Genomic DNA, 21,148 nt, shown 5'->3' on the forward strand with positions numbered 1-21,148 from the left:
CGTTTATAATTTGATAATTATAATTGCCGTTAATCAGCCCTAAATAAGAAAGCGTTATCAAGTAAAGGTTAAAAAATGGTTTTACAATTAAAATGGAACAGTTTTATTATTCTTTTTTTACGCATTATAGTCAATACAGGTTAATGAACAATTCACGTCGATCTGTTCATTAATAAACAAATCGGTCGAAACTAACAATAGTTAGCATAATAAACGAAAGAATCCAAAATTTATATGTAATGCGAAAGAGGAAGGATAAAACTATATAGCCTAACTAAACAAGAATTTATATATCTTAACTATACGGTGTTTTTTTTGTTTAATTCAATAATTGAAAATTTTAGTGGAATGGAGCGGAGGCCACAAGACTACTAAGAGATATAGAGGAAAGGATGAGACCACGCAGAAAGCGTGAGGACGAGCGCATAATGAAACGGACTAATCTTAAAGCAGGTCCATTGTTTCAACGTTAAGAAAACAGAACTATTAATCGATAAACGATAGAATAGTTCTGTATTATCCTTGTCTTAAATACCTATGTCACAAGCTCTTCGTATTTACAAGTTTCTTTCTAATAAAATCCCCACTTGTAACGCCATTTCTTCTGGTGAGATTGGCATGTCTTTTATAACCCACCATTCCACTAATCCAACATAGGATGTAACAATAAATTGAAGAAGAACCTCTTCTTGCAATTCGCCATTTTTTTCTTTGGAGATATCAACCTCATCCTTGAATTCTTCTATTAAAAACTCATGAAATTGGCTTCGGAAATAAGGAGCACCTTTGCTTTTGAGCATAGTTGAAATGAAAAGGTAATTCCTTTCTAGGTATTTAAACCAAGGTAAATTTGCTTCACTGTATTCTGCCTCTGAAGTAGCTTCGCATAATTCTCGCATATTATTAATATGCTCTGCTATAAGCTTTTCCAGTAGATCGTATTTATCTAAGTAGTGAAGATAAATCGTTCCTCTGCTCACATTTGCCTTATCAGAAATATCTTGAATGGTAATGTCATCAAACTTCTTCTCAGACATAAGCTCAATAAGGGCATTTTTGATTGCTTCCTGCGATTTTAAAATTCTTCTATCTATTTTAGCCACTATTATCACCACTCTAAGTAATAAAAATCTACATACAATTATATACGACTGTTTAATATTGTAACAAGGTATATTTTTGTACGAAAGTTAGAGGTACTACATTAAAGTGCTAATAATGAATGATTGCATTATTTCTAAGTCTTTCCATCGATTAAAAATAATACAGATTACCGCTCATATGCCCAATACATAGGCGCATTTTCGGCTAAAGTACCGCTTACCTCTCCGCCTTCTTTTCTCCAGTATTCAAGTCCACCAATTAGTTCTTTTACTTTAAAACCTAATTTGGAAAGTTTGGCACATGCTCTAGTTGCACCATTACATGCTGGACCCCAGCAATAGACAACAAAAACTTGGTCCTTAGATAATTTTTCAACCGTTTTTTCTGATATTGTATTTCCTGGAAACGATATTGCTTGGGGTATATGACATTCTTGATAGGCTAGCACATCCCTAACATCAATAACCGTAATGCCTTTATACCCCTTTTTCAGGTCAATAAGTAAATCAGCAACATCTGTTTCAAAGGATAATTTCTTCATAAAGTGATCATAAGCGGCCTCTGTTTCACTAGGCTGGATATTCAAAGTTAACGAGTATTTTGGTTCTATTTTCAAGTTAATTCCTCCCTTATTGTTCTCTCCTTCATTATAGGGTGGAAAAAGTTTAACAACGCAGATAGTTCTTGATATATACTATCAATAATATCGATAGTTGGAGGAGGAAAAAGAGGTGGAACTGCTATATTTCAAAACATTCGTTCAAGTTGTGAAAAGCGGGAATTATACCAAAGCTGCATATGTTTTGGATTATGCACAATCCAGTATTACAACCCATATTCAAAAGCTTGAGACTATGTATGGAGGAAAGCGACTGTTAGAAAGACACGGACGAACAATGAAACTAACTCCTTCAGGCGAGCTTCTATATGGTTATGCTGAGAAAATGCTGGCATTATATGAAGAATCACAGCAAATATTAAACAATCAAGAAGTCAAAACAATAAGAATTGGTACGATTGAATCGTTAGCAATTTACGAATTACCTCATGTTTTAGCAGAGTTTAAGAAAAGATATCCAGAAGTAAGGGTACAAATCATTCCTGATACAGAAGCAGTGATAATAGACAAAATTAATAATAAAGAACTAGATTTTGGGTTAATTATTGATAAACCATTTATTTCTGAAAGAATCCAAAGTATATCTATTAAAAAACAAAAGATGAAAGTCATTGTGCCACCTGACCATACATACACAAAAAAAACATTTTTTACGCTTGCTGATTTTAAGGATGAAACCATCATTTTGACAGAAGAAGGGTGTACATACAGAGCTTATTTATTGAACCAATTAGAAAGAAATTATATAGATTTCACTTTATCAATGGAGTTAAGCAGTATAGAGACAATAAAGAAAGCTGTGCACAATAAATGGGGCATTGGCTTTTTGCCTGAATTCAGTATAGAGGGGCATGATCAAGTAGCTGGAATTCCCTTTCAGGATGAAGGCTTCCATTTCTATAGTCAATTACTCTATCGCAAAAGCAGCTCGCAAGGACCAGTATTTCAATATTTGATAAATATTTTTTCGCGTAAAGCTTCAGTATAGACAGAGTAGTAAATAAGCTTTATAAAGCAGTATCATAAGACTAATGATACTTATAGCGGGAGGGATTTCCTGAATTTCAAGAGCTCTCCTTGGCGTATATTTCACAACATTTTATCTCAAGTAAATAAAACCGTACTTCATACTACACAATGTGGCTTTTGGTTTTGCGTTACCCTTGACATATAAATTTAAACGGAGATATTATAGAGTCAATAAGTCTGCTATGAGGTGTTAAAATGAAATTTTCGAAAGCTACAAATTATGCTCTGCATACAACACTTGCTCTCGTTTCTGCTTCTTCTGTTAAACCAATTGGGGTTCAACAACTTGCGAAATCTCAAGATGTTTCGACCACATACCTATCTAAAATCTTAACAAAGTTAGCGAAAGCCGGTATTATTGAGTCTGCTTCTGGTGCTCAAGGAGGATACCGATTGACACGAAACAAAGACGAAATAACATTTTTAGATATAATTCATGCAATTGAAGGTACTTCTTCCATGTTTGAATGTGATTTTGTCCACGGAGACGAATGTCTAATTCAAGCGGAAATGAAAAATGCAGAGCAAAAAATGCTGCAGTATTTAAAAGAGACTAAAATTGTAGACATTGCACACAAACAGTCAACATAATACCTGGAAATATTTTAGTGAAACACATTCCTCCTTAGATTAAAGGTATGACAAATGTATTTGTATCTGTTAATAGAGGGGTTTGTGTTAATAACGGACATAATGAGTCCTTAATGTACTAGTTAAGAAGGTGTTGAGTATACAATAATTTATTATGAAAAAATAGGTAAAATAAATAAAGGAATCGGCAAGTGTAATTTGAAAGGTATAGGCAATTGCTTGCTGATCTTTATGCGAAAACGCTGTTTGGGGTGTTTAAAGGCACCCTACTAGCATTGTTTATAAATTAAGTTGTTTCTAATCTAATGACTGATAAGCACTATTCAAATAAATTTTAAACCTTTTTACCTATTATTGTCCTATTTCTCGTTATAAAGGTAAGTTATCATAAATATTTGTGCAGAATGAGAGAGAATACATCCTAATTTTTAGGACAGAAATAGTGTCAGCCGTAACAGGAAAAGAAATTTACTAAGAGTATGTACCTAATCGAAAAAAGGTGGATACCCTAATGTACTATATTTTTCTTTTTAGAAGCTCATTATAATTAATAATTATAAGTTGATCTGGATCTGACGATGCATATCGAAAGGAAAGGCAAATGAAAAATAAAATAATTTATGGAATTGTTTATGCTGGTTCAGTATTGGCAGGGGTCATCTTATTCTTCGCAGAGAGGAGATATAGGAAAGAACGAAAGTATAATAAAGGATAATTTCTTTTGAAACCTTTTCGAGTTTTCTCCGTACTACATTTAAATACATCAACTCGTTAGAGAGGGATTAATAATGACAAGTAAAGGTTGTCTAAAATGTGGAAGCAAAGATGCTGACAAAAAGGAAGTTGCCATGACGGGAACAGGGTTATCTAAAATGTTTGATATACAACATAATACGTTTATCGTTGTGTATTGTAAAAAATGTGGGTATTCTGAGTTTTATAATAAACAAACCTCTGGTGCATCAAACATACTTGATTTATTCTTCGGTTAATAAGTAAAGGTAATTTCTGGGACTATGTTTAATGAAATGCAATTACAGAGGAAATTAACATAGCAGGGGTTTCAGGTTAGTTTCCTTTTTATTTGCGATATTGAAACCAATTGCACCTCGAAAAAGTTAGTTATTATTTTTTTCTCTTTTAACTCAGCAAAACCACTTGAATATACATAAAGAATTTCATACTCTTTCATTTGATATAAAACAATATCGCCTTTTTTTAGCATGAAATTCCTCCCTTATATTTTTGAGATCCCTTAAATTGGAATTTATATTTAGGTAAAGTTGCCCAACCCTTATTTCACTCATGAATTCCTTTGTTCTTTATAACTTCTTCATAAAACCAATTATTCCAGAACTTCCATTTCATTATTTCTAAGGTTAAGTGTATGACAGCAAGATAGGAGATATATAATAAAATTTGATGGAACATAGTTACTTCCTTGAAGTGTGCGTTGTATTCTCCACGATACCAATAAAGAATTATTGCAAGTGTCCCTAATCTTAATATTAATTTCCAAGTTATATATTTTTGTTGTTTCATTTTTGATTACCTCTTCCGTTATGTAAAAGTTATCTCTATGGTGACATTAATACTATTGGTAAAATAGACTATCATTTTAAGCTGATGCAGGCGATCCTTTTTTACAACGGTCGCCCTAATCTGAATAATAATCTCATTAATAATATATATTATAACTTTTTAGACCAAATAAATCATCCTCTAGCAAGCGACCGATCGCACTTCATTTCATGTGCATTTATCCGAAATTATGGGATAATCCTTGTCTAATTAGCTTAATCCAGCCAAAGAATGAAATCCAAAGTACGACTCCTACTAACAGAATGTAATTAATAAAATAATTTCGCATTTTAAACTCCTAAATGATACTGCACTATATAAATATCCCGAACGTATGGATAGTGATACACAATGGGATATCATCTAAACTGTTAATAATGAATGTATTCTAATTCATTATAATTTTGATATTTTATCCAGAATGATATTAATAGCTATAGCATCGTCGAGATATCCAACTGGAATTAAGTAATCTGGAATAACATCTATAGTGCTAACAAAATACAATAGTCCGCTTCCGATTAACATAAGTTGAGCTGGAGTTCCTTTTTTATATTTTAATCTGTTGTATAAATCCTCCAACTGCTTTATAAAGTGACCCTCACCGCCCAGGTTTTTAACTTTTTTCTTAAATTGGCTAAATAGATCCTTATGGTCAACTTGTGATGCAAATTGATTTTTATAACCATTTAATTGGTCTTCTACTTTTTCCACTTTAAAGTCATCACTATATAAATTAATCATATTTTGGATAACATCTATTTTGGAGTGTAGATCAAAATGATCTTCAGCTTGACTGGATTTCTCTGTATAGCCTGCTGCAGTAAATAATTCATAGACAGGAATCTTAAGAGAATCGGAAATTGCTTGCAGATGTTGTGGTGTTGCCCTTCGCTTTCCATTAATGATTCTTGAGATTGTTGCTTTGTCAATTTTCGTTTCTATGCTTAACCTGCTCATTGAAATATTTTGTTTTTCTAATGTGGTCTTTAAAAGTTGTCCGAGTTTATGTTCGCTTATAGCCTTACTCGTCATTTATATTCAGCCTCCGTTTTTCACAATTGAAATATACTCCTTTGTTGACAAAATGTCAACGGATATACTAAGCTGATACTAGTTTAATATTTAATCACAGAGATAACAAGAAAAGCGTAATCTTTACGATTTAATTAGAGGTTTTATAAGGTTAGTATCTACATGGTTTACCCAGGAGGAGAAGAGAAATGTTTTTCGTTTATTTTATCATCATTTTGATTGTACCAATATGGGCACAATTGAGAGTGAAAGGAACCTACAAAAAGTATGCAAAAATAAACTCGTCTTCGAGCTTAACAGGAAGAGAAGCAGCTAGAAAAATATTGGACGCAAATGGATTATTCGATGTTTATATTGAAGAAACACATGGAGTTCTTTCTGACCATTATGATCCCCAAGCGAAAGTAGTCCGATTATCTAGTGAGAATTATCATGGGCATTCTTTAGCGGCGGCCGCAATTGCAGCACATGAGGTGGGACATGCTCTCCAAGACCAACAGGCTTATTTCTTTTTACGAATAAGGCATGCATTAGTACCTGTTGCAAATATCGGGAGTAACTTTTCATGGATTTTAATCATGATAGGAATGATTGCAGGATTAACGAACTTTTTATTATTAGGAATTATCTTTATGGCAGTAGCTGTTTTGTTTCAGTTTGTTACATTGCCTGTCGAATTCAATGCATCCAACCGAGCGATGGATGAGGTGGTTTCACTTGGAATCATCAGTAATGAAGAAGAAAGACAAACAAAAAAAGTGTTGAACGCAGCAGCATTGACATATGTGGCAGCAGCCGCGGTTGCGGTGTTAGAGCTGATCCGGTTAATTCTTATTTATACTGGAATGCAAAGAAACGAAGATTGATGGATTCGTTACCATCGTAGAACGAAGGATTTATCTACGGTGATATGCACTATATAAAGTGGAAGCTGTGTTTTTGGAAATCAAATTATAACTCGAAATTATAGAAGGTGAAGCTAATTGGAAAAGAGAAATTCAATAAAAAGGAAAAGCAAAGGAATACGGTATTTCCTATCTGCCGTAGTTTTGCTGATGATTGTTATTGTTGCGTTTGGCGTTTATCAATTTAGAAGCGGCGTATTAGAGTCTACAAAGGATGTAAATATAAAAGGACAAAAGGATTATGATTTTCTGCCTACAGAACCTCAATTAGGAGAAATAAATATATTATTGATTGGCAGTGATTCAAGAGGAGAAGAACATGCTCGTTCTGATACGTTAATGGTTGCCCATTATAATTCTAATACTAACAATATAAAACTAGCCTCCATAATGAGAGATACATATGTTGAAGTACCAGAGCATGGGCTTCAAAAAATAAACTCAGCATTCGCATTTGGCGGTCCAGAATTAGTGAGAAAAACATTGAAGGAAAACTTTGATTTAGATGTTAATTACTATGCAATTGTTGATTTTACTGGTTTTTCTAAGTTAGTAGACATTATCGCTCCAGATGGCATACAGGTCGATATTCCGTATGAAATGTCTTATGGAATTGGAACGGTTTTAAAACCAGGTAATCAAGTACTGCACGGTAAAGATTTGTTGGGATATGTCCGCTTTCGTCATGACAGATTAAGTGATTTTGGTCGAGTCGCGAGACAGCAGGAAGTAATGTCAAAGCTGAAGGAACAAGCAATATCAGTTCATACTATTTATAACCTGCCAAAAATTATTGGACTCTCAACCCCTTATATTGATACAAACTTAGATACTCCATCCTTATTGTCATTGAGCAAAGGGCTAATAATGAATGGATCAGAAGGATTGGATAGTATAAGAATCCCTGTTCAAGATTCTTATGAAAATGATGTAGTGAATGTAGGAGCTGTTTTAAAGACAGATTTAGACATAAATAAAGCTGCTATTAAATCCTTTTTTAATTAGAAAGAATAATACTTAAGGAGATAAAAATACGAAAAATGGATATTATCTTAATCATTAAAATGATCATTATCGGATTAGTGCAAGGATTTACTGAACCGATTCCTGTTTCCTCGAGCGGACATGTTATGATAGCCAGTCAAATTCTAGGTTTGGGAGAACAGGGCTTTACATTTGCAATATTAACGAATACTGCATCCTTACTTGCAATCCTATTTATCTATCGAAAAGATATTCTAAGACTAGCATTTAATACGCTTCAGTACTTAAAGACAAAAGATAATAAATATAAAAACGATTTTCGGTTTGTTTGCTTTATCATTATCGGTACGATTCCAGCAGGTGTCCTAGGCGTGTTGTTAAGTGATTTTATTGCTGCAAATGTAAGTATGACTACAATTGCTATCATGCTGTTTGTCACAGGAATTGCTCTGTGGCTCATTCGAAATAGGAATGGAGTCAAGGGAGAGGCTGATATTACAGCTAAAGATGCTTTTCTTGTGGGATTAGGGCAGGCAATTGCTTTAGCGCCAGGAATAAGCCGCTCAGGTGCAACCATTATTTCAAGTATTGCAGTAGGGATAAAACAGGAAACAGCACTTCGATTTTCCTTTTTATTGTATATTCCCGTTAGTCTTGGCGGAGTTATCCTCGGATTCTCTGACTTTATTGGGGAACCAAATAAAGCGGAATTAGTCTTGCCTTACTTATCAGCATTTATTGCAACGCTAATAATGAGCTATCTTGCAATGAAATGGTTTATGGGAATAATGAAAAAAGGAAAGCTAATATATTTTACATACTATTGTTTTAGCGTCGGAACTTTATTGTTAATTTTTTTCTGATTTCCTAATTATCTTATTTGAAGCAGCTGCCTTTTTTGCAGCTGTTTTTTTGTTGAAATTGAATATTTGCGTTATATATTTAGAAAATAACAGGCAAATTAGAAAATAGGAATAAACACCTAGAAAGCTTGCTCGATAAAAATCTCTTTATTCGAAACATAATCCTATTATCCTAAGGAAATTGCCTATCCCGATAAATTTATAAAGCATACAATTACAGAGTACAAAAAATGAGAGGTGGTTCATATGAGTTTACCGAATATACCTGCAATTCCAAACCTGCCTGAAATTCAACCTGAGAATGCTTTATCTTTAGTATTAGTCTCGATTGCATTAGAAGAAATCGGGCTTTCCCATATTATTAATGCAGAAGGCGAAAAAATCCAAGCGGCTATTTTTAGCGAAGGCAATAACCCAACTCCATATGATTTATTAGCTGTCAATCAAAGTGTAGAAAAAACGCTGCGTACTGTAGTTAAATCCCAAATTGTCACAGAATTTAAGCTTCAAGAAGTGATTGAAGCATTAACAACATTAAATGGTGGATCCAAGACTTGTTAATGGAAAAAAGAAAGGGACCTTGGACGACTATGTGGAACTTCGCATAATCTCCAGGTTCTTTATTGCTGTAATGGGTAAAGCATGAGCTTACCTTTTTATTATTAAAGCTGATGTTAATAAATTTGGAAATTCATCTCAGCTTCTTTTGGCTTATTTAATTTCTTATCATGTTATACCCCAATAAAATGAAGTTAGAAAGACCTAGATTACCTGAGTATTTTTACTTATTCATTCCTGTTCTTCAACGAAGTCATTTATTATAGGGTGTTGTAGTAGCAATAATGATTAAACAGAACATACATGTCCTTTTATACAATTATTTGAAACTATACTCACTTTTCAAACGTAGATAAATAAAAGGAGGATTTTAAGTGAAAAAAACGAATAGGGTATCCTACTTCATAAAATTCATTTGGCTTATTGGATTAATCGCTTTAGCCATTATAGCTTTTCATTTAGATAATCAAATTCAACAATCTGCAAGTGAGACATATAGCTTATTACCTGTTATTTGGAGTAAACTGGTCATTTCAATAATATTTGGTCTATATATTTCTCTTATTTTAGTAAAAAAATGGTCCATTAAACTAGATTTCTCTTTAATATGGTGTGTAGCTATTCCATCACTTATCCTTTCAGCCGCTTTTCCGATTTTAGCAAGCCTTTCATTGAGTGGACATCTACCAGAGATAGTAGAAAGCTCTCCAATTACGTTTGGGCTACAAAAAATATTTTCCATGAATATTGTTGGAACTATTGCAGGTTTGACCATTATACTTAGCTTTTTTAATACTCAGTCAAACAATGTCGAGCAATAAAAAGAAGTTATGACATTCTTAATACAACTAGCAGGACAGCCTAGTTATAAGGTTTGTGAACAATAAAAAGCTGACTACATGCAAAAATTTAAAAATAAAGCAAAAAGAAAAGGTTTACATAAATCAGAATATATTGTATTATGGACTCAAGTAAATAAATTCAATTGAAGGTTGTTACTGATTATGCAGGCAAGACTTCAACAAATGCAGGGGATTAATGTCCTTTTATTTGTTGAAGTTTTGCCTTTTTACGTTTCATTGGAGGTAGTAATATGGTAATAAACCAAATTATCAATAATAATATTGCCATAAGTATTGATTCCCAAGGGGATGAAGTCATCCTAATTGGAAAAGGCCTGGCATTTAGTAAGAAAAAAGGAGAGGAGATCGATAATAAGAAAATAGAAAAACGTTTTTATTTAGAGGACAAAGGTTTATATGCTAAATTCAAGAAGCTGCTTCAAGAAGTATCTGTCGAGGAAATAAATATAGCGGACGATATTATTAGTTTAGCCAGAAGAGAATTAAAGAAAGAGCTTAGTGAAAGTATCTATATTTCTTTACCTGATCACATCAGTTTAGCTGTCAATCGGATAAAAACTGGGCTAAATGTTAAAAATGGTTTGCTTTGGGAAATTAAAAAATTGTACAAAGAAGAGTATTCGGTTGCTAAAAAGGCAGTACAATTAATAAATGAACGATTTAACATAGAACTTGGTGATGATGAAGCTGGATTTATTGCCTTTCACTTTGTAAATGCTCAACTAAACAGTGGAATGAACACGGTTGCAAAAATTACTAAGTTTATTAGTGAGATTATTAATATTGTAACTTACCAGTTGAAAATGACTATAGATGAAGAATCATTAAGTGGCTTTAGGTTTATTACTCACTTGAAATTTTTTGCAAATAGGATGTTTTCACAAGAGGTAAATGAAAGCTCAGATGACCCCTTTTTATATGAAGTAGTAAAGGAAAGATACGCTACAGCATTTGAAATTGCTCAAAAAGTGAAGAAGCATATTAATTTGCAGTATTCCTATAAAGTATCTGATATGGAGGTTACTTATCTTACCATTCATATTCAGCGCTTGTTAGAAAGGAAAAACTAAATATTATTATTCAAACTTGTTACTCTGCGGGAGGCTAGACTTGGATTTATACTTGAAACTCATGTAAAAGTCATGAATTTTTAGTTGAATCCAAGTCTTTTTTTATTATTATCTGGAGGCGTTTTAGATGGATTTTCAAAAATTAGCGAAAGACATAGTGGAGCATATTGGTGGTCAAGAGAATATATCTGACCTGTATCATTGCGCTACAAGGTTGCGGTTTACTTTAAAAAATGACAATAAAGCAAATAGAAATGCAATCGAAAACTTAGATGGTGTTATTACAGTTACAGAGAGTGGGGGCATGTTCCAGGTTGTTATCGGGAATAATGTGGCATCGGTGCATGATGCAATTATGGATCAGACAGGTTTAGGTACAAAACAGCAAACAGCGGAAGATGGAAAAAAAGGTAACTTATTTGAGCGATTTATTGATCTGCTCTCAGGTATATTTAGCCCTGTGCTCGGCTTATTGGCAGCTTCAGGTTTAATTAAAGGGTTGAATTTTGTACTCGGAAAATATGAAATCCTTGACCCTGCTGGAGGAACATATAGGATTATTGCCGCAGCTGGTGACAGTTTCTATTATTTTATGCCGATTATATTAGCGATTACTGCGGCAAGAAAGTTTAAAGTAAATCAGTTTATAGCAGTTGCGTTAGCAGGTGGATTAATATACCCGGATTTAGTAAATGCCTTAAACGCAAATGAATCTCTAAGTTTCCTAGGAATTCCAGTCGTTTTAGCAAAGTATAGCAGTACGGTTATTCCCATCATTATAGCTATTTGGATATTGAAATATGTGGAAGGCTTCTTTACAAGGTTTCTTCACGAAAGTATCCGCAACCTATTAACGCCATTTTTCTGTTTGCTAATTATGCTGCCTTTAACCTTGCTTGCTATCGGTCCTGTAGCTATTTATACAAGTGGATTAATAGCATCTGGTTATCTATTTATCTATAATTTAAGTCCAATTATTTCAGGTATCGTGTTAGGAGCTTGCTGGCAAATTCTCGTTATATTTGGGTTACATTGGGGATTTGTACCTGTCATGCTTAACAATATTACCGTTTATGGAAAAGACTCTATCAATGCTATGATCGGCCCTTCTGTTGCAGCTCAATCAGGAGCAGCACTTGGCGTATTCTTTAAAACAAAGAATAAAAAACTAAAAAGCTTATCTCTATCCGCCTTTTTTGCAGGATTAATGGGTATAACGGAACCTGCTGTTTATGGGGTTACCTTAAAGCTGAAAAGACCATTTATTATTGCTTGTACGATGGGAGCAATTGGCGGAGGAATAGCAGGTGGATTTGGATCTGCTGCCATTGCCCAAGTACAAAAAAGTATCCTGACTATTCCAGTAGTTGCTCATGGTATGACTGGGTATATTATTGCCTATTTCTTTGCTTTAATAGGTTCCTGTATTCTAACTATCTTAATCGGCTTTAAAGAAGAATCAAGCGAAGATGATGTAAAAAAAACAGATAAATCAGAGTTAACTGTAGATAACTCCATGATAAAAAGAGAAAGTATTATCAGTCCGATATCAGGTTACGCGAAGCCATTAGAAGAAATAAGTGATCCTGTATTTGCGGGTGGAGCGATGGGTAAAGGGATTGCTGTCATCCCTGAAGATGGAAAAGTTTACTCACCAGTTGATGGAACAGTAACCTTGGCTTTCCCTACAAAACACGCTTATGGATTTACATCCACCTCTGGAGGAGAAATCCTCATTCATATTGGCTTAGATACCGTTAAATTAAACGGGGAAGGCTTTACTAGTTTTGTTGAGACAGGAGCAAAGGTGAAAAAAGGAGATTTAATTGCAGAATTTGATATCCAAAAGTTAAAAGAGCTTGGCTATGATGTAACAACACCAATTGTTGTAACAAATTCAGATAAATATTTAGATATTCTTCCTTTAAAGAAAAACCAAATTATACATGGGGAAGAGGCATTATCTTTATTATTATAAAAATAGACTGAAATATATAGGAGGCTATTAAGTATGTTAAATATGAAAACAACATTTCCAGAAAATTTTCTATGGGGTGGCGCTACAGCTGCAATGCAAGTAGAGGGGGCAAGTGATGTTGGCGGAAAAGGCCTATCTGTTTCAGATGTATATATTTTTGATGAGAACATGCCGAAAGAGCAGTGGACAGATCAGTGGCATATGATGACACACAAGCAGGTAGAAGAAGCACAAGACCCGCATAGTCCAAAATATTATCCCAAAAGGCATGGGGTGGATTTTTATCATCACTATAAGGAAGATATTGCTTTGTTCGCAGAAATGGGCTTTAAAGTGTACAGAATGTCGATCGCCTGGACACGTATTTTCCCAAAAGGAGATGAGTTAGAGCCAAATGAGGAAGGCTTGGCATTCTATGACCGTGTTTTTGATGAATTAAATAAGCACGGAATTGAGCCACTTGTGTCTCTATCTCATTATGAGATGCCTCTTTATCTTGCAACAGAATATGGAGGCTGGGTAAACAGAAAATTAATTGAGTTTTATGTTCGTTTTGCCTCAACTGTATTTGAGCGCTATAAAGATAAGGTCAAATATTGGGTTCCATTTAATGAAATCAATTGTGTAAAGCATCATCCGTTTGTAAGCGTCGGGGTTGTGGAGGAAAATCATCCACATATTGAACAAGCAAAATATCAGGGCGCACATCATCAATTTATTGCTAGTGCTTTAGCAAAAAAAGCATGTCTAGAAAGCAATCCTAATGCGAAAATAGGATGCATGATCAGCTATCAGCTTTTAGTGCCATACAGCTGTGACCCAGATGATATTCAAAAAACAGTTGAAAAACAGCGAGAGTCCTTATTCTTTACGGATGTTTTAGCTAGAGGCTACTATCCTGGCTATACAGCAAGAATGCTGGCTGATAAAAATGTTGTCCTTGAAACAGAAGCATCAGATGAACAAATTATCCGTGATTATCCAGTAGATTTTATTTCCTTTAGCTACTATATGTCTAGTGCGGTAAGTGCCCATCCTGAGAATCTTGAAGGAGCTGTTGGTAACTTAATAACTGGAGGAATAAAAAATCCGTATTTGCCTACTAGTGATTGGGGATGGCAAATTGACCCTAAGGGCTTGCGCACTGCCTTGAACCAATTATTTGATCGCTATCAAAAACCATTATTTATTGCTGAAAATGGACTGGGTGCAGTGGATGAATTGAAGGAAGGCGACGTTATTAATGATGATTATCGCATTTCTTATTTAAGAGATCATATTTTACAAATTAAAGAGGCCATAACAGACGGCGTAGACGTATTTGGATATACAAGCTGGGGCTGTATTGATATGATAAGCGCATCAACTAGTCAAATGTCTAAACGCTACGGTTACATTTATGTTGATCAAGATGATTTAGGCAGAGGCTCAAAGCGCCGTATTAAGAAGAAATCATTTGATTGGTATAAAAATGTTATTGCGAGTAATGGAGAGCAATTAGATAAATAACATTGTTTTTCAAAAAGGGCCATTTTAGGTCCTTTTTGTCATAGAAATTTATATAGATAATAGACTTGGAGGATATAGGTCATGAAGGGGATTATGCTTTTCTTATGTTTAATTTGGGGATTTAATTTTGTAATCATGAAAATGGGCAATGACTTATTTCCGCCAGTATTGTTTGCAGCCTATCGCTTCCTTCTGGGCACTATCGTGCTGTTTGGGTTATCTCTCTTAAAAAGAACTCCTATGCCAGCAAAAGGGCAGCTTAAGTGGTACATACTATGCGGATTGCTACAGACAACATACTTCAATATCGCCATCCAAATTTCATTGAATTACATAAGTGCAGGTCTTACATCTGTATTAACATATAGCATGCCACTGTTTTTATCTGTTCTCGCCCATTATTTCATTCCTGGAGAAAAACTAACTCTCAACAAAACAATTGGAATATTAATCGGAATAATAGGCTTGTTTCTAGCAATGGATATACACCTAGGAGGAACAATATGGGCGCCAATTCTCGCTTTAAGCTCCGCAGTTACGTGGGCTTTATCCAGTTTAATTTTCAAGAAGAAATTACAAGGCTGTGATAATGTGCAATTTACAACATGGCAGATGGGGGCAGGAGCAGCAGGGCTGTTTCTTTATTCCTTCTGTTTTGAAAGTGGAACAGCAAACTGGAATGTTATGGCTGTATTGTATCTATTATATTCTGGCGTTTTAGCTTCTGCATTGGCTTTTGTTTTATGGTCTTATGTCCTCTCTAAAACAGAAGCCAGTAAAGCGTCAGTTTCTTTACTGATTGTTCCCGTCGTTGGTACTTTGTCTGGATTTTTATTTCTGAATGAAGAGCTCAAAGTGATTACATTGCTAGGAATTTCCTTTGTTCTTGTAGGTATCTGGTTAGTCAATTTACCAGGCGGGAGCCGTATTACCTTATCTAGATTACTCGCATCAACAGATAAAAAGAATTAATTCGTGAAATAGATGAAGTATGATAAAAACAGTTTGTCTTTAAGCAGGCATACTGTTTTTATCATATGGTTTGAAAGAGTTTCAAGGGATATGTAAACAGTACACTAATAATGATTTACAAAAATACAAACACCTATTATAGTTATTAGAGAGTCTTTTTGTCTTTAATTAAAATGGTGCTGTACACAATAAAAACCAAAAGGAGATAGGGAAAATGGAATTCTGGGAATCAAGCTTTCTTGAAAAACAAACGATGTGGGGATTTGATCCTACAGATTCAGCAATCTTAACAAAGGATTTTTTTCTCGAAAAAAATATGAAGGACATACTAATACCAGGTATAGGCTATGGCAGAAATGCAAAGGTTTTTATGGAAAACGGCATAAATGTTACAGGTATTGAAATCTCCAAGACAGCGATTGAACTGGCGCGGGACAATGGGCTCGATATTAATATCTTTCATGGTTCAGTTAATGAGATGCCTTTTGAGAATAAGCTTTATGATGGAATATTTAGTCACGGGCTTATTCACTTATTAAATAAACAGGAGAGAGAAAAGTTTATTAGCGATTGCTATAACCAGTTAAAACCAGGCGGTTATATGATTATTACAACTGTTTCACAGGATGCGCCAATGTTTGGCAAGGGCAAACAAATAGATAAAGATTATTTTGAGATTATGGAAGGCTTAAAAATGTTCTTTTATGATGCTGAAAGTGTAAAACGAGAATTTGGTAAATATGGACTAGCAGAGTTTTCAGCCATAGACGAACCTAATAAGCACCATGAAAATGCACCAGCAATTAACTTTATTATGATTAAATGTAAGAAATAGTGTAAAGGACGCATCTTCTTGAAGAGGATGCTTTTTTTGCAAACTTAAGCGAGCAATATGTGTGACAGGTACTATTGTAAGGGAAATTCCCATCTTAGAATAAAATCACCTTTTAGCTTCTTCGCAATTAATTAAGCATATTTACCAAAGTTAATTTGCCTTAACAAAAAAATGTGCTATAATTTTCTAAATACTACAGATGTAGTTATAATCAAATTACTACATATGTAGTATTAAACCACATGAAATGAAGTGATAAATGTGAATAGTAGAGTTGAGAACAACAGACGAAGCTTCAAGCCTTTACTATTATTTTTAGTCGTTATTGTAATTGTTTTCGGAGCCACGGCTTCCTACTTAATAATCAAAAAGAATGATAAAGCATTATTTGAAGAGGCAGCTGCTAATTTTATTCGAATTTTAGAAAATAAGGATTATAAAAAATTAGGCAAGGCGTTGGATGAGCATTCATATAAGTCGTTAAATTATACATTGGAGGAAGTTGAAGAAAAGTATGATCGTATATTCAATGGGATTAATATAACGGATATCCATGCTTCTCATGTTTCATTAGAAAAGGTGAACAACAATCTTTATGAATTAAGTTATCAATTAAGCTTTACTACGCCGTTAGGAGCATTAGAAAAGCTGGAATATAAAACAGAAATGACGAAGAAAGATGATAAATATTTAGTGAATTGGGAACCTGCGTTAATTTTCCCTGGTATGGAAGGTAAAGATAAAATTTCGTACCAATATTTGAAAGCAGAACGGGGAGAAATTCAAGATCATTTAGGCAATGGCTTGGCAATAAATGAAACCTTTAAGTCGATGGGAGTTGTTGCTAAAGAATTAGGAGAGGGAAATGAAAAAGAGGCAAAGCTCCAAAAAATCAGCCAACAATTTGATCTATCGATGGAGGAGATAAATAAAAAACTAAATCAAAGCTGGGTCACAGATGAACTATTTGTCCCTTTAAAAACAATCGAGTCAAATAAAGCAGTAGAACTACCGGGAGTTTCCTATCAGAATATCAAACTGCGATATTATCCATTAAAGGAAGCAGCAGCTAATTTAATTGGTTATATCGGAAAGGTAACAAAAGAGGATAATGAAAAACATCCAAATTTAGTTGATGGCGATATCATTGGAAAAGCTGGCTTGGAAAAGGCGTTTGATAAGAGACTGCGCGGTAAGGATGGCGGAGAAATATGGATTGTTGATGAAAATGGCGAAAATAAGCAGGAAATTCAAACAGTGGAAAAAGCGGATGGCGAAGATATACAGCTGACAATAGATTCCTACATTCAATCAGAAGCATTTGAACATCTGAAAGGAAATGCTGGTTCGACGGTAGTAATGAACCCTAAAGAAGGCGGGCTTTTTGCTTTAGTTAGCTCCCCTTCCTATGATCCTAATAAAATGGTTCAAGGGATCTCTCAACAGGACTATGATCAATTTGCAAATGACGAAAAAAAACCATTTATTTCGAGGTTTGCTGTTGGATATGCGCCTGGTTCTACCTTTAAAACGATAACAGCCAGCATTGGGCTTGATGCTAATGTGACGTATCCAGACAAGCTAAGAACCATAAATGGACGGAGCTGGAAAAAGGATGGGAGCTGGGGCGGTTATTCGGTTACGCGTGTTTCAGATGTACAAAATGTCGATATGAGAAAAGCATTAATCTATTCAGATAATATTTATTTTGCCCAAGAGGTACTTGAATTAGGGGAAGACGCCTTTAGAGATGGCTTAAAGAAGTTTATCTTTGGGGAGGAATTGGATTTACCAATTGCTATGAATCCAGCGCAAATCTCAAAGGAAAATACATTTAACTCAGAAATTCTGCTAGCAGATACAGCCTACGGTCAAGGCGAGTTATTGATAAATCCTATTCAGCAGGCTGTGATGTATACTGTTTTTCAGAATGAAGGGAAAATAGTTTATCCGACATTGGTTAAAAGCAAAGAAAGCCCTAAAACTAAATCAGCTATCACAAGTACAACAGCGAATGAAATGGAAAAAAGCTTAATAGAGGTTGTCAGTAATCCAAATGGAACAGCCCATCTCCTATATAACAAGCGATATCAGCTAGCTGGAAAGACGGGAACAGCAGAATTGAAATTGAAACAAGGTGAAAAGGGGAATGAAAATAGTTTCTTACTTGCCTTTGATACAGAACAAGATAATTTTCTTTTGCTTTCACTTGTTGAAGGTTATTCAAAAGGAAGCTCAGCAACTCAGTTAAATAAATCATTTATTGAAAAGCTGTATGTATATTTTGGAATGCAGTAATTGGGAATAGATGCATACTTTAAGCAATGAAACCTTCATGCTATAATAAATACTACAATTGTAAAAGTAGGAGGTTTCAAAATATGACTAATAGTCCCCAAATATCAGAAGCAGAATATGAAGTGATGAACGTTGTGTGGAAATATGAGCCCATCTCCACACCTGAGGTAGTCGATAAGCTGTCATCTGCAGAGTTTGACTGGAAGCCGAATACAATTCATACGATGCTTGCACGTCTTGTAAAGAAAAAGGCACTCCACGCAAAAAAAAATGGCAGAGTGTTTATTTATACATCACTAGTCGAAAAGCACGATTATATAGAGCAAAAAAGTAAAACCTTCCTTAAGCAATTTTTCGACGGCACATTAAATTCAATGGTATTAAATTTCATTGAAAACGATAAGTTGTCTAATGAAGATATTTCTGAATTACAGAAAATATTATCACAGAGGGAGAAAGAGGGAGGGCAAAAATAATGGATATCGTTGTACAACAGCTTTTGCTTAATACAATAGCGTTATCCCTCCTGGTTTTTATTATTCTCTTGTTGAAAAAGGCATTAACTAACCATATGTCAGTAAAAACACATTATAAAATTTGGTTTTTTCTATTTGTTCCTCTTTTTGTTTCCATTTTTCCATGGAATTATTTAGGTTTAGGTGAAGGAATACAATATATTAAAAACTTGCTGACGTATACTGGTAATACTTCACCTCAGAGTGCGTACAAAAGTGGTGGTCTAACAGAGTCTAATAATACAAATACTGATTTAATCCGTGATTTTTCCGTTTCTGTACACAACTCAACACCAGAATATGTTTCCCAGCTAGTATTTGCTGTTTGGATAATTGGCATGGTGCTTTGTCTTGTCATACTGATTTATTCAAACTATCAACTTAACAAACTGAAAAAGTCTGCTGTTACCATTAAGAACAATAAAATAAATGTATTATTAGAAGAGTGTAAAGAGGTTGTTGGGATGAAAAGAAATATTATCCTGAAAGAAACACCTCTTATTACCACGCCAATTACGTTTGGTATTTTCAAGCCCTATATACTAGTACCATCAAACATACAAGCAGTATTTACTTTAAAAGAAATTAAATATGTATTACTGCATGAGCTAACACATCATAAAAATAAAGATATGCTTGTCAATTATGTGATGTGGATTCTTCAAATTGTATATTGGTTCAATCCATTATTGTGGTATTCCTTAAAAAGGATACGAATAGACCGCGAATTGGCTTGTGATGATTCGGTTCTAAATCTTTTAGATGAGAGCGGCTATATCGAATATGGCCATACTATTATTCGATTTGCCCATAAAAAACAGGAGAAGCCATTTGAATTATTTGCCTCGGGAATTGGCGGAACTAAACAACAAATTAAACAAAGAATCCAAAGTATTGCTAACTTTTCTAAAGCATCTTCTTTATTGAAATGGAAGAGTAAGATTATCTGTATGCTTTTGGGAATACTTGTACTCGTTATTACACCACTTACGACTGTAATAGCTGCTTCAAATGCTGTGTTTCATTTTGATGGGAAGAATACAACCTATGAAGATTTAGATACGTATTTTAAAGGCTATAAAGGAAGCTTTATTTTATACGATGCAGCCAATAATCATTTTCAAATATACAATCGTAAATTAAGTGAACAAAGGGTTTCACCAGATAGCACATATAAAATTTATTCTGGGTTATTTGCATTAGAATCAAATATTGTATCAATAAATAACTCTGAACAGAAGTGGAATGGGAAAAGTAATCCTTTTAAAGAGTGGGATAAAGACCATAACTTAACTTCTGCCATGAGGAATTCAGTAAACTGGTATTTTCAAAATCTGGATCAAGAGGTTGGAGATAAACACCTGCAAGCTTATTTCAATAAAGTGAACTATGGAAATAAGGACATGTCAGGAGGTTTGGATACCTATTGGATGGAATCTTCTCTGAAAATATCACCAATTGAACAAGTGATTTTATTACATGAGCTATCAGAAAATAAGTTTGGCTTTAAAACAGAAAATGTGGAAGCAATAAAAGAAGCAATGTTAATTGATGACCAAAAGGATAAGCGATTATATGGAAAAACTGGAACAGGAACGATAAATGGAAAGAATATAAATGGCTGGTTTGTTGGCTTTGTGAAAAAAGGAGAGCATAGCTATTATTTTGCGATCAATATTCAAAACCAGGGAACAGAAGCCAGTGGAAGTAAGGCTATGGAGATAGCCAAGCAAATTCTAAAGGATAAAAATATATATTAAAATTACGGCCGAAAAGAGTTCAGCGTTCTTTTTGGCTTCATTCTGCAACTAAATACTACAATTGTAGTATTTATTTCGA

General features: G+C 34.2%; 21 protein-coding genes. 16 read left to right on the plus strand and 5 right to left on the minus strand.

Annotated elements, in window-relative coordinates:
• Positions 1-557: 557 nt before the first annotated feature.
• Positions 558-1,103 (minus strand): TetR/AcrR family transcriptional regulator, encoded by a 546-nt coding sequence (locus EM808_RS11970; RefSeq protein ID WP_127738455.1) that lies wholly within the window; start codon positions 1,101-1,103, stop codon positions 558-560.
• Between the two features lie 167 nt (positions 1,104-1,270).
• Complete coding sequence (locus EM808_RS11975; protein WP_235856603.1) at positions 1,271-1,720, minus strand: rhodanese-like domain-containing protein; 450 nt, start codon at positions 1,718-1,720, stop codon at positions 1,271-1,273.
• A 115-nt stretch (positions 1,721-1,835) separates the two neighbouring features.
• Here EM808_RS11975 and EM808_RS11980 point away from each other — a divergent pair, with 115 nt between their 5' ends.
• From EM808_RS11980 to EM808_RS11990, 3 genes are all read left to right on the plus strand, one after another.
• Positions 1,836-2,711 (plus strand): LysR family transcriptional regulator, encoded by an 876-nt coding sequence (locus EM808_RS11980; protein ID WP_164849646.1) that lies wholly within the window; start codon positions 1,836-1,838, stop codon positions 2,709-2,711.
• Positions 2,712-2,947: 236 nt separating this feature from the next.
• Positions 2,948-3,343 carry an Rrf2 family transcriptional regulator gene (locus tag EM808_RS11985; protein WP_127738457.1) on the plus strand — a complete coding sequence of 132 codons (396 nt, stop codon included), beginning with the start codon at positions 2,948-2,950 and terminating at the stop codon, positions 3,341-3,343.
• A 788-nt stretch (positions 3,344-4,131) separates the two neighbouring features.
• On the plus strand, positions 4,132-4,335 hold the full coding sequence (locus EM808_RS11990; RefSeq protein ID WP_127738458.1) for a zinc ribbon domain-containing protein: 204 nt from the start codon (positions 4,132-4,134) through the stop codon (positions 4,333-4,335).
• Positions 4,336-4,406: 71 nt separating this feature from the next.
• On the opposite strand, the gene EM808_RS28565 is transcribed toward EM808_RS11990, so the two are convergent.
• The 3 genes from EM808_RS28565 to EM808_RS12000 all read right to left on the minus strand — a co-directional run bounded on the left by EM808_RS28565 (position 4,407) and on the right by EM808_RS12000 (position 5,959).
• The gene (locus EM808_RS28565) at positions 4,407-4,568 is read right to left on the minus strand and encodes a hypothetical protein (protein ID WP_164849647.1); all 162 of its coding nucleotides are present in this window, start codon (positions 4,566-4,568) and stop codon (positions 4,407-4,409) included.
• A 74-nt stretch (positions 4,569-4,642) separates the two neighbouring features.
• Positions 4,643-4,885, minus strand: coding sequence for a hypothetical protein (locus tag EM808_RS11995; RefSeq protein WP_127738459.1), 243 nt, complete (start codon positions 4,883-4,885; stop codon positions 4,643-4,645).
• A gap of 435 nt (positions 4,886-5,320) precedes the next feature.
• Positions 5,321-5,959, minus strand: coding sequence for a DUF1232 domain-containing protein (locus EM808_RS12000; protein ID WP_127738460.1), 639 nt, complete (start codon positions 5,957-5,959; stop codon positions 5,321-5,323).
• 188 nt (positions 5,960-6,147) lie between these two features.
• Here EM808_RS12000 and EM808_RS12005 point away from each other — a divergent pair, with 188 nt between their 5' ends.
• The 13 genes from EM808_RS12005 (at position 6,148) to EM808_RS12065 (ending at position 21,069) form a co-directional block, all read left to right on the plus strand.
• On the plus strand, positions 6,148-6,825 hold the full coding sequence (locus tag EM808_RS12005) for a zinc metallopeptidase (protein WP_127738461.1): 678 nt from the start codon (positions 6,148-6,150) through the stop codon (positions 6,823-6,825).
• A gap of 117 nt (positions 6,826-6,942) precedes the next feature.
• On the plus strand, positions 6,943-7,869 hold the full coding sequence (locus tag EM808_RS12010; protein ID WP_235856604.1) for an LCP family protein: 927 nt from the start codon (positions 6,943-6,945) through the stop codon (positions 7,867-7,869).
• Between the two features lie 35 nt (positions 7,870-7,904).
• Positions 7,905-8,711: an undecaprenyl-diphosphate phosphatase gene (locus EM808_RS12015; RefSeq protein ID WP_412973745.1), complete on the plus strand. Its 807-nt coding sequence runs from the start codon at positions 7,905-7,907 to the stop codon at positions 8,709-8,711.
• A 246-nt stretch (positions 8,712-8,957) separates the two neighbouring features.
• A complete protein-coding gene (locus EM808_RS12020) occupies positions 8,958-9,272 on the plus strand; it encodes a hypothetical protein (protein WP_127738463.1) in 315 nt (104 codons plus the stop codon).
• A gap of 371 nt (positions 9,273-9,643) precedes the next feature.
• Complete coding sequence (locus EM808_RS12025; RefSeq protein WP_127738464.1) at positions 9,644-10,090, plus strand: hypothetical protein; 447 nt, start codon at positions 9,644-9,646, stop codon at positions 10,088-10,090.
• A gap of 272 nt (positions 10,091-10,362) precedes the next feature.
• A complete protein-coding gene (gene licT, locus EM808_RS12030; protein ID WP_127738465.1) occupies positions 10,363-11,202 on the plus strand; it encodes a BglG family transcription antiterminator LicT in 840 nt (279 codons plus the stop codon).
• Positions 11,203-11,329: 127 nt separating this feature from the next.
• Positions 11,330-13,180, plus strand: coding sequence for a beta-glucoside-specific PTS transporter subunit IIABC (locus EM808_RS12035; protein ID WP_127738466.1), 1,851 nt, complete (start codon positions 11,330-11,332; stop codon positions 13,178-13,180).
• Positions 13,181-13,213: 33 nt separating this feature from the next.
• Positions 13,214-14,689, plus strand: coding sequence for a glycoside hydrolase family 1 protein (locus EM808_RS12040; RefSeq protein WP_164849648.1), 1,476 nt, complete (start codon positions 13,214-13,216; stop codon positions 14,687-14,689).
• A gap of 81 nt (positions 14,690-14,770) precedes the next feature.
• Positions 14,771-15,661: a DMT family transporter gene (locus EM808_RS12045; RefSeq protein WP_127738467.1), complete on the plus strand. Its 891-nt coding sequence runs from the start codon at positions 14,771-14,773 to the stop codon at positions 15,659-15,661.
• A 214-nt stretch (positions 15,662-15,875) separates the two neighbouring features.
• Entirely contained in the window at positions 15,876-16,496 is a 621-nt protein-coding gene (locus EM808_RS12050) for a class I SAM-dependent methyltransferase (RefSeq protein ID WP_127738468.1), read from the plus strand.
• Positions 16,497-16,757: 261 nt separating this feature from the next.
• On the plus strand, positions 16,758-18,794 hold the full coding sequence (gene pbp4 / locus EM808_RS12055) for a penicillin-binding protein PBP4(5) (protein ID WP_127738469.1): 2,037 nt from the start codon (positions 16,758-16,760) through the stop codon (positions 18,792-18,794).
• A gap of 83 nt (positions 18,795-18,877) precedes the next feature.
• On the plus strand, positions 18,878-19,270 hold the full coding sequence (locus tag EM808_RS12060) for a BlaI/MecI/CopY family transcriptional regulator (RefSeq protein ID WP_127738470.1): 393 nt from the start codon (positions 18,878-18,880) through the stop codon (positions 19,268-19,270).
• Positions 19,270-21,069, plus strand: coding sequence for a BlaR1 family beta-lactam sensor/signal transducer (locus tag EM808_RS12065; RefSeq protein WP_127738471.1), 1,800 nt, complete (start codon positions 19,270-19,272; stop codon positions 21,067-21,069). The genes EM808_RS12060 and EM808_RS12065 overlap by 1 nt, the downstream gene beginning before the upstream one ends.
• Positions 21,070-21,148: the final 79 nt, after the last annotated feature.

This window comes from Niallia taxi (assembly GCF_004005475.1).
GTDB classification, from domain to species: Bacteria; Bacillota; Bacilli; order Bacillales; family Cytobacillaceae; genus Niallia; species Niallia taxi.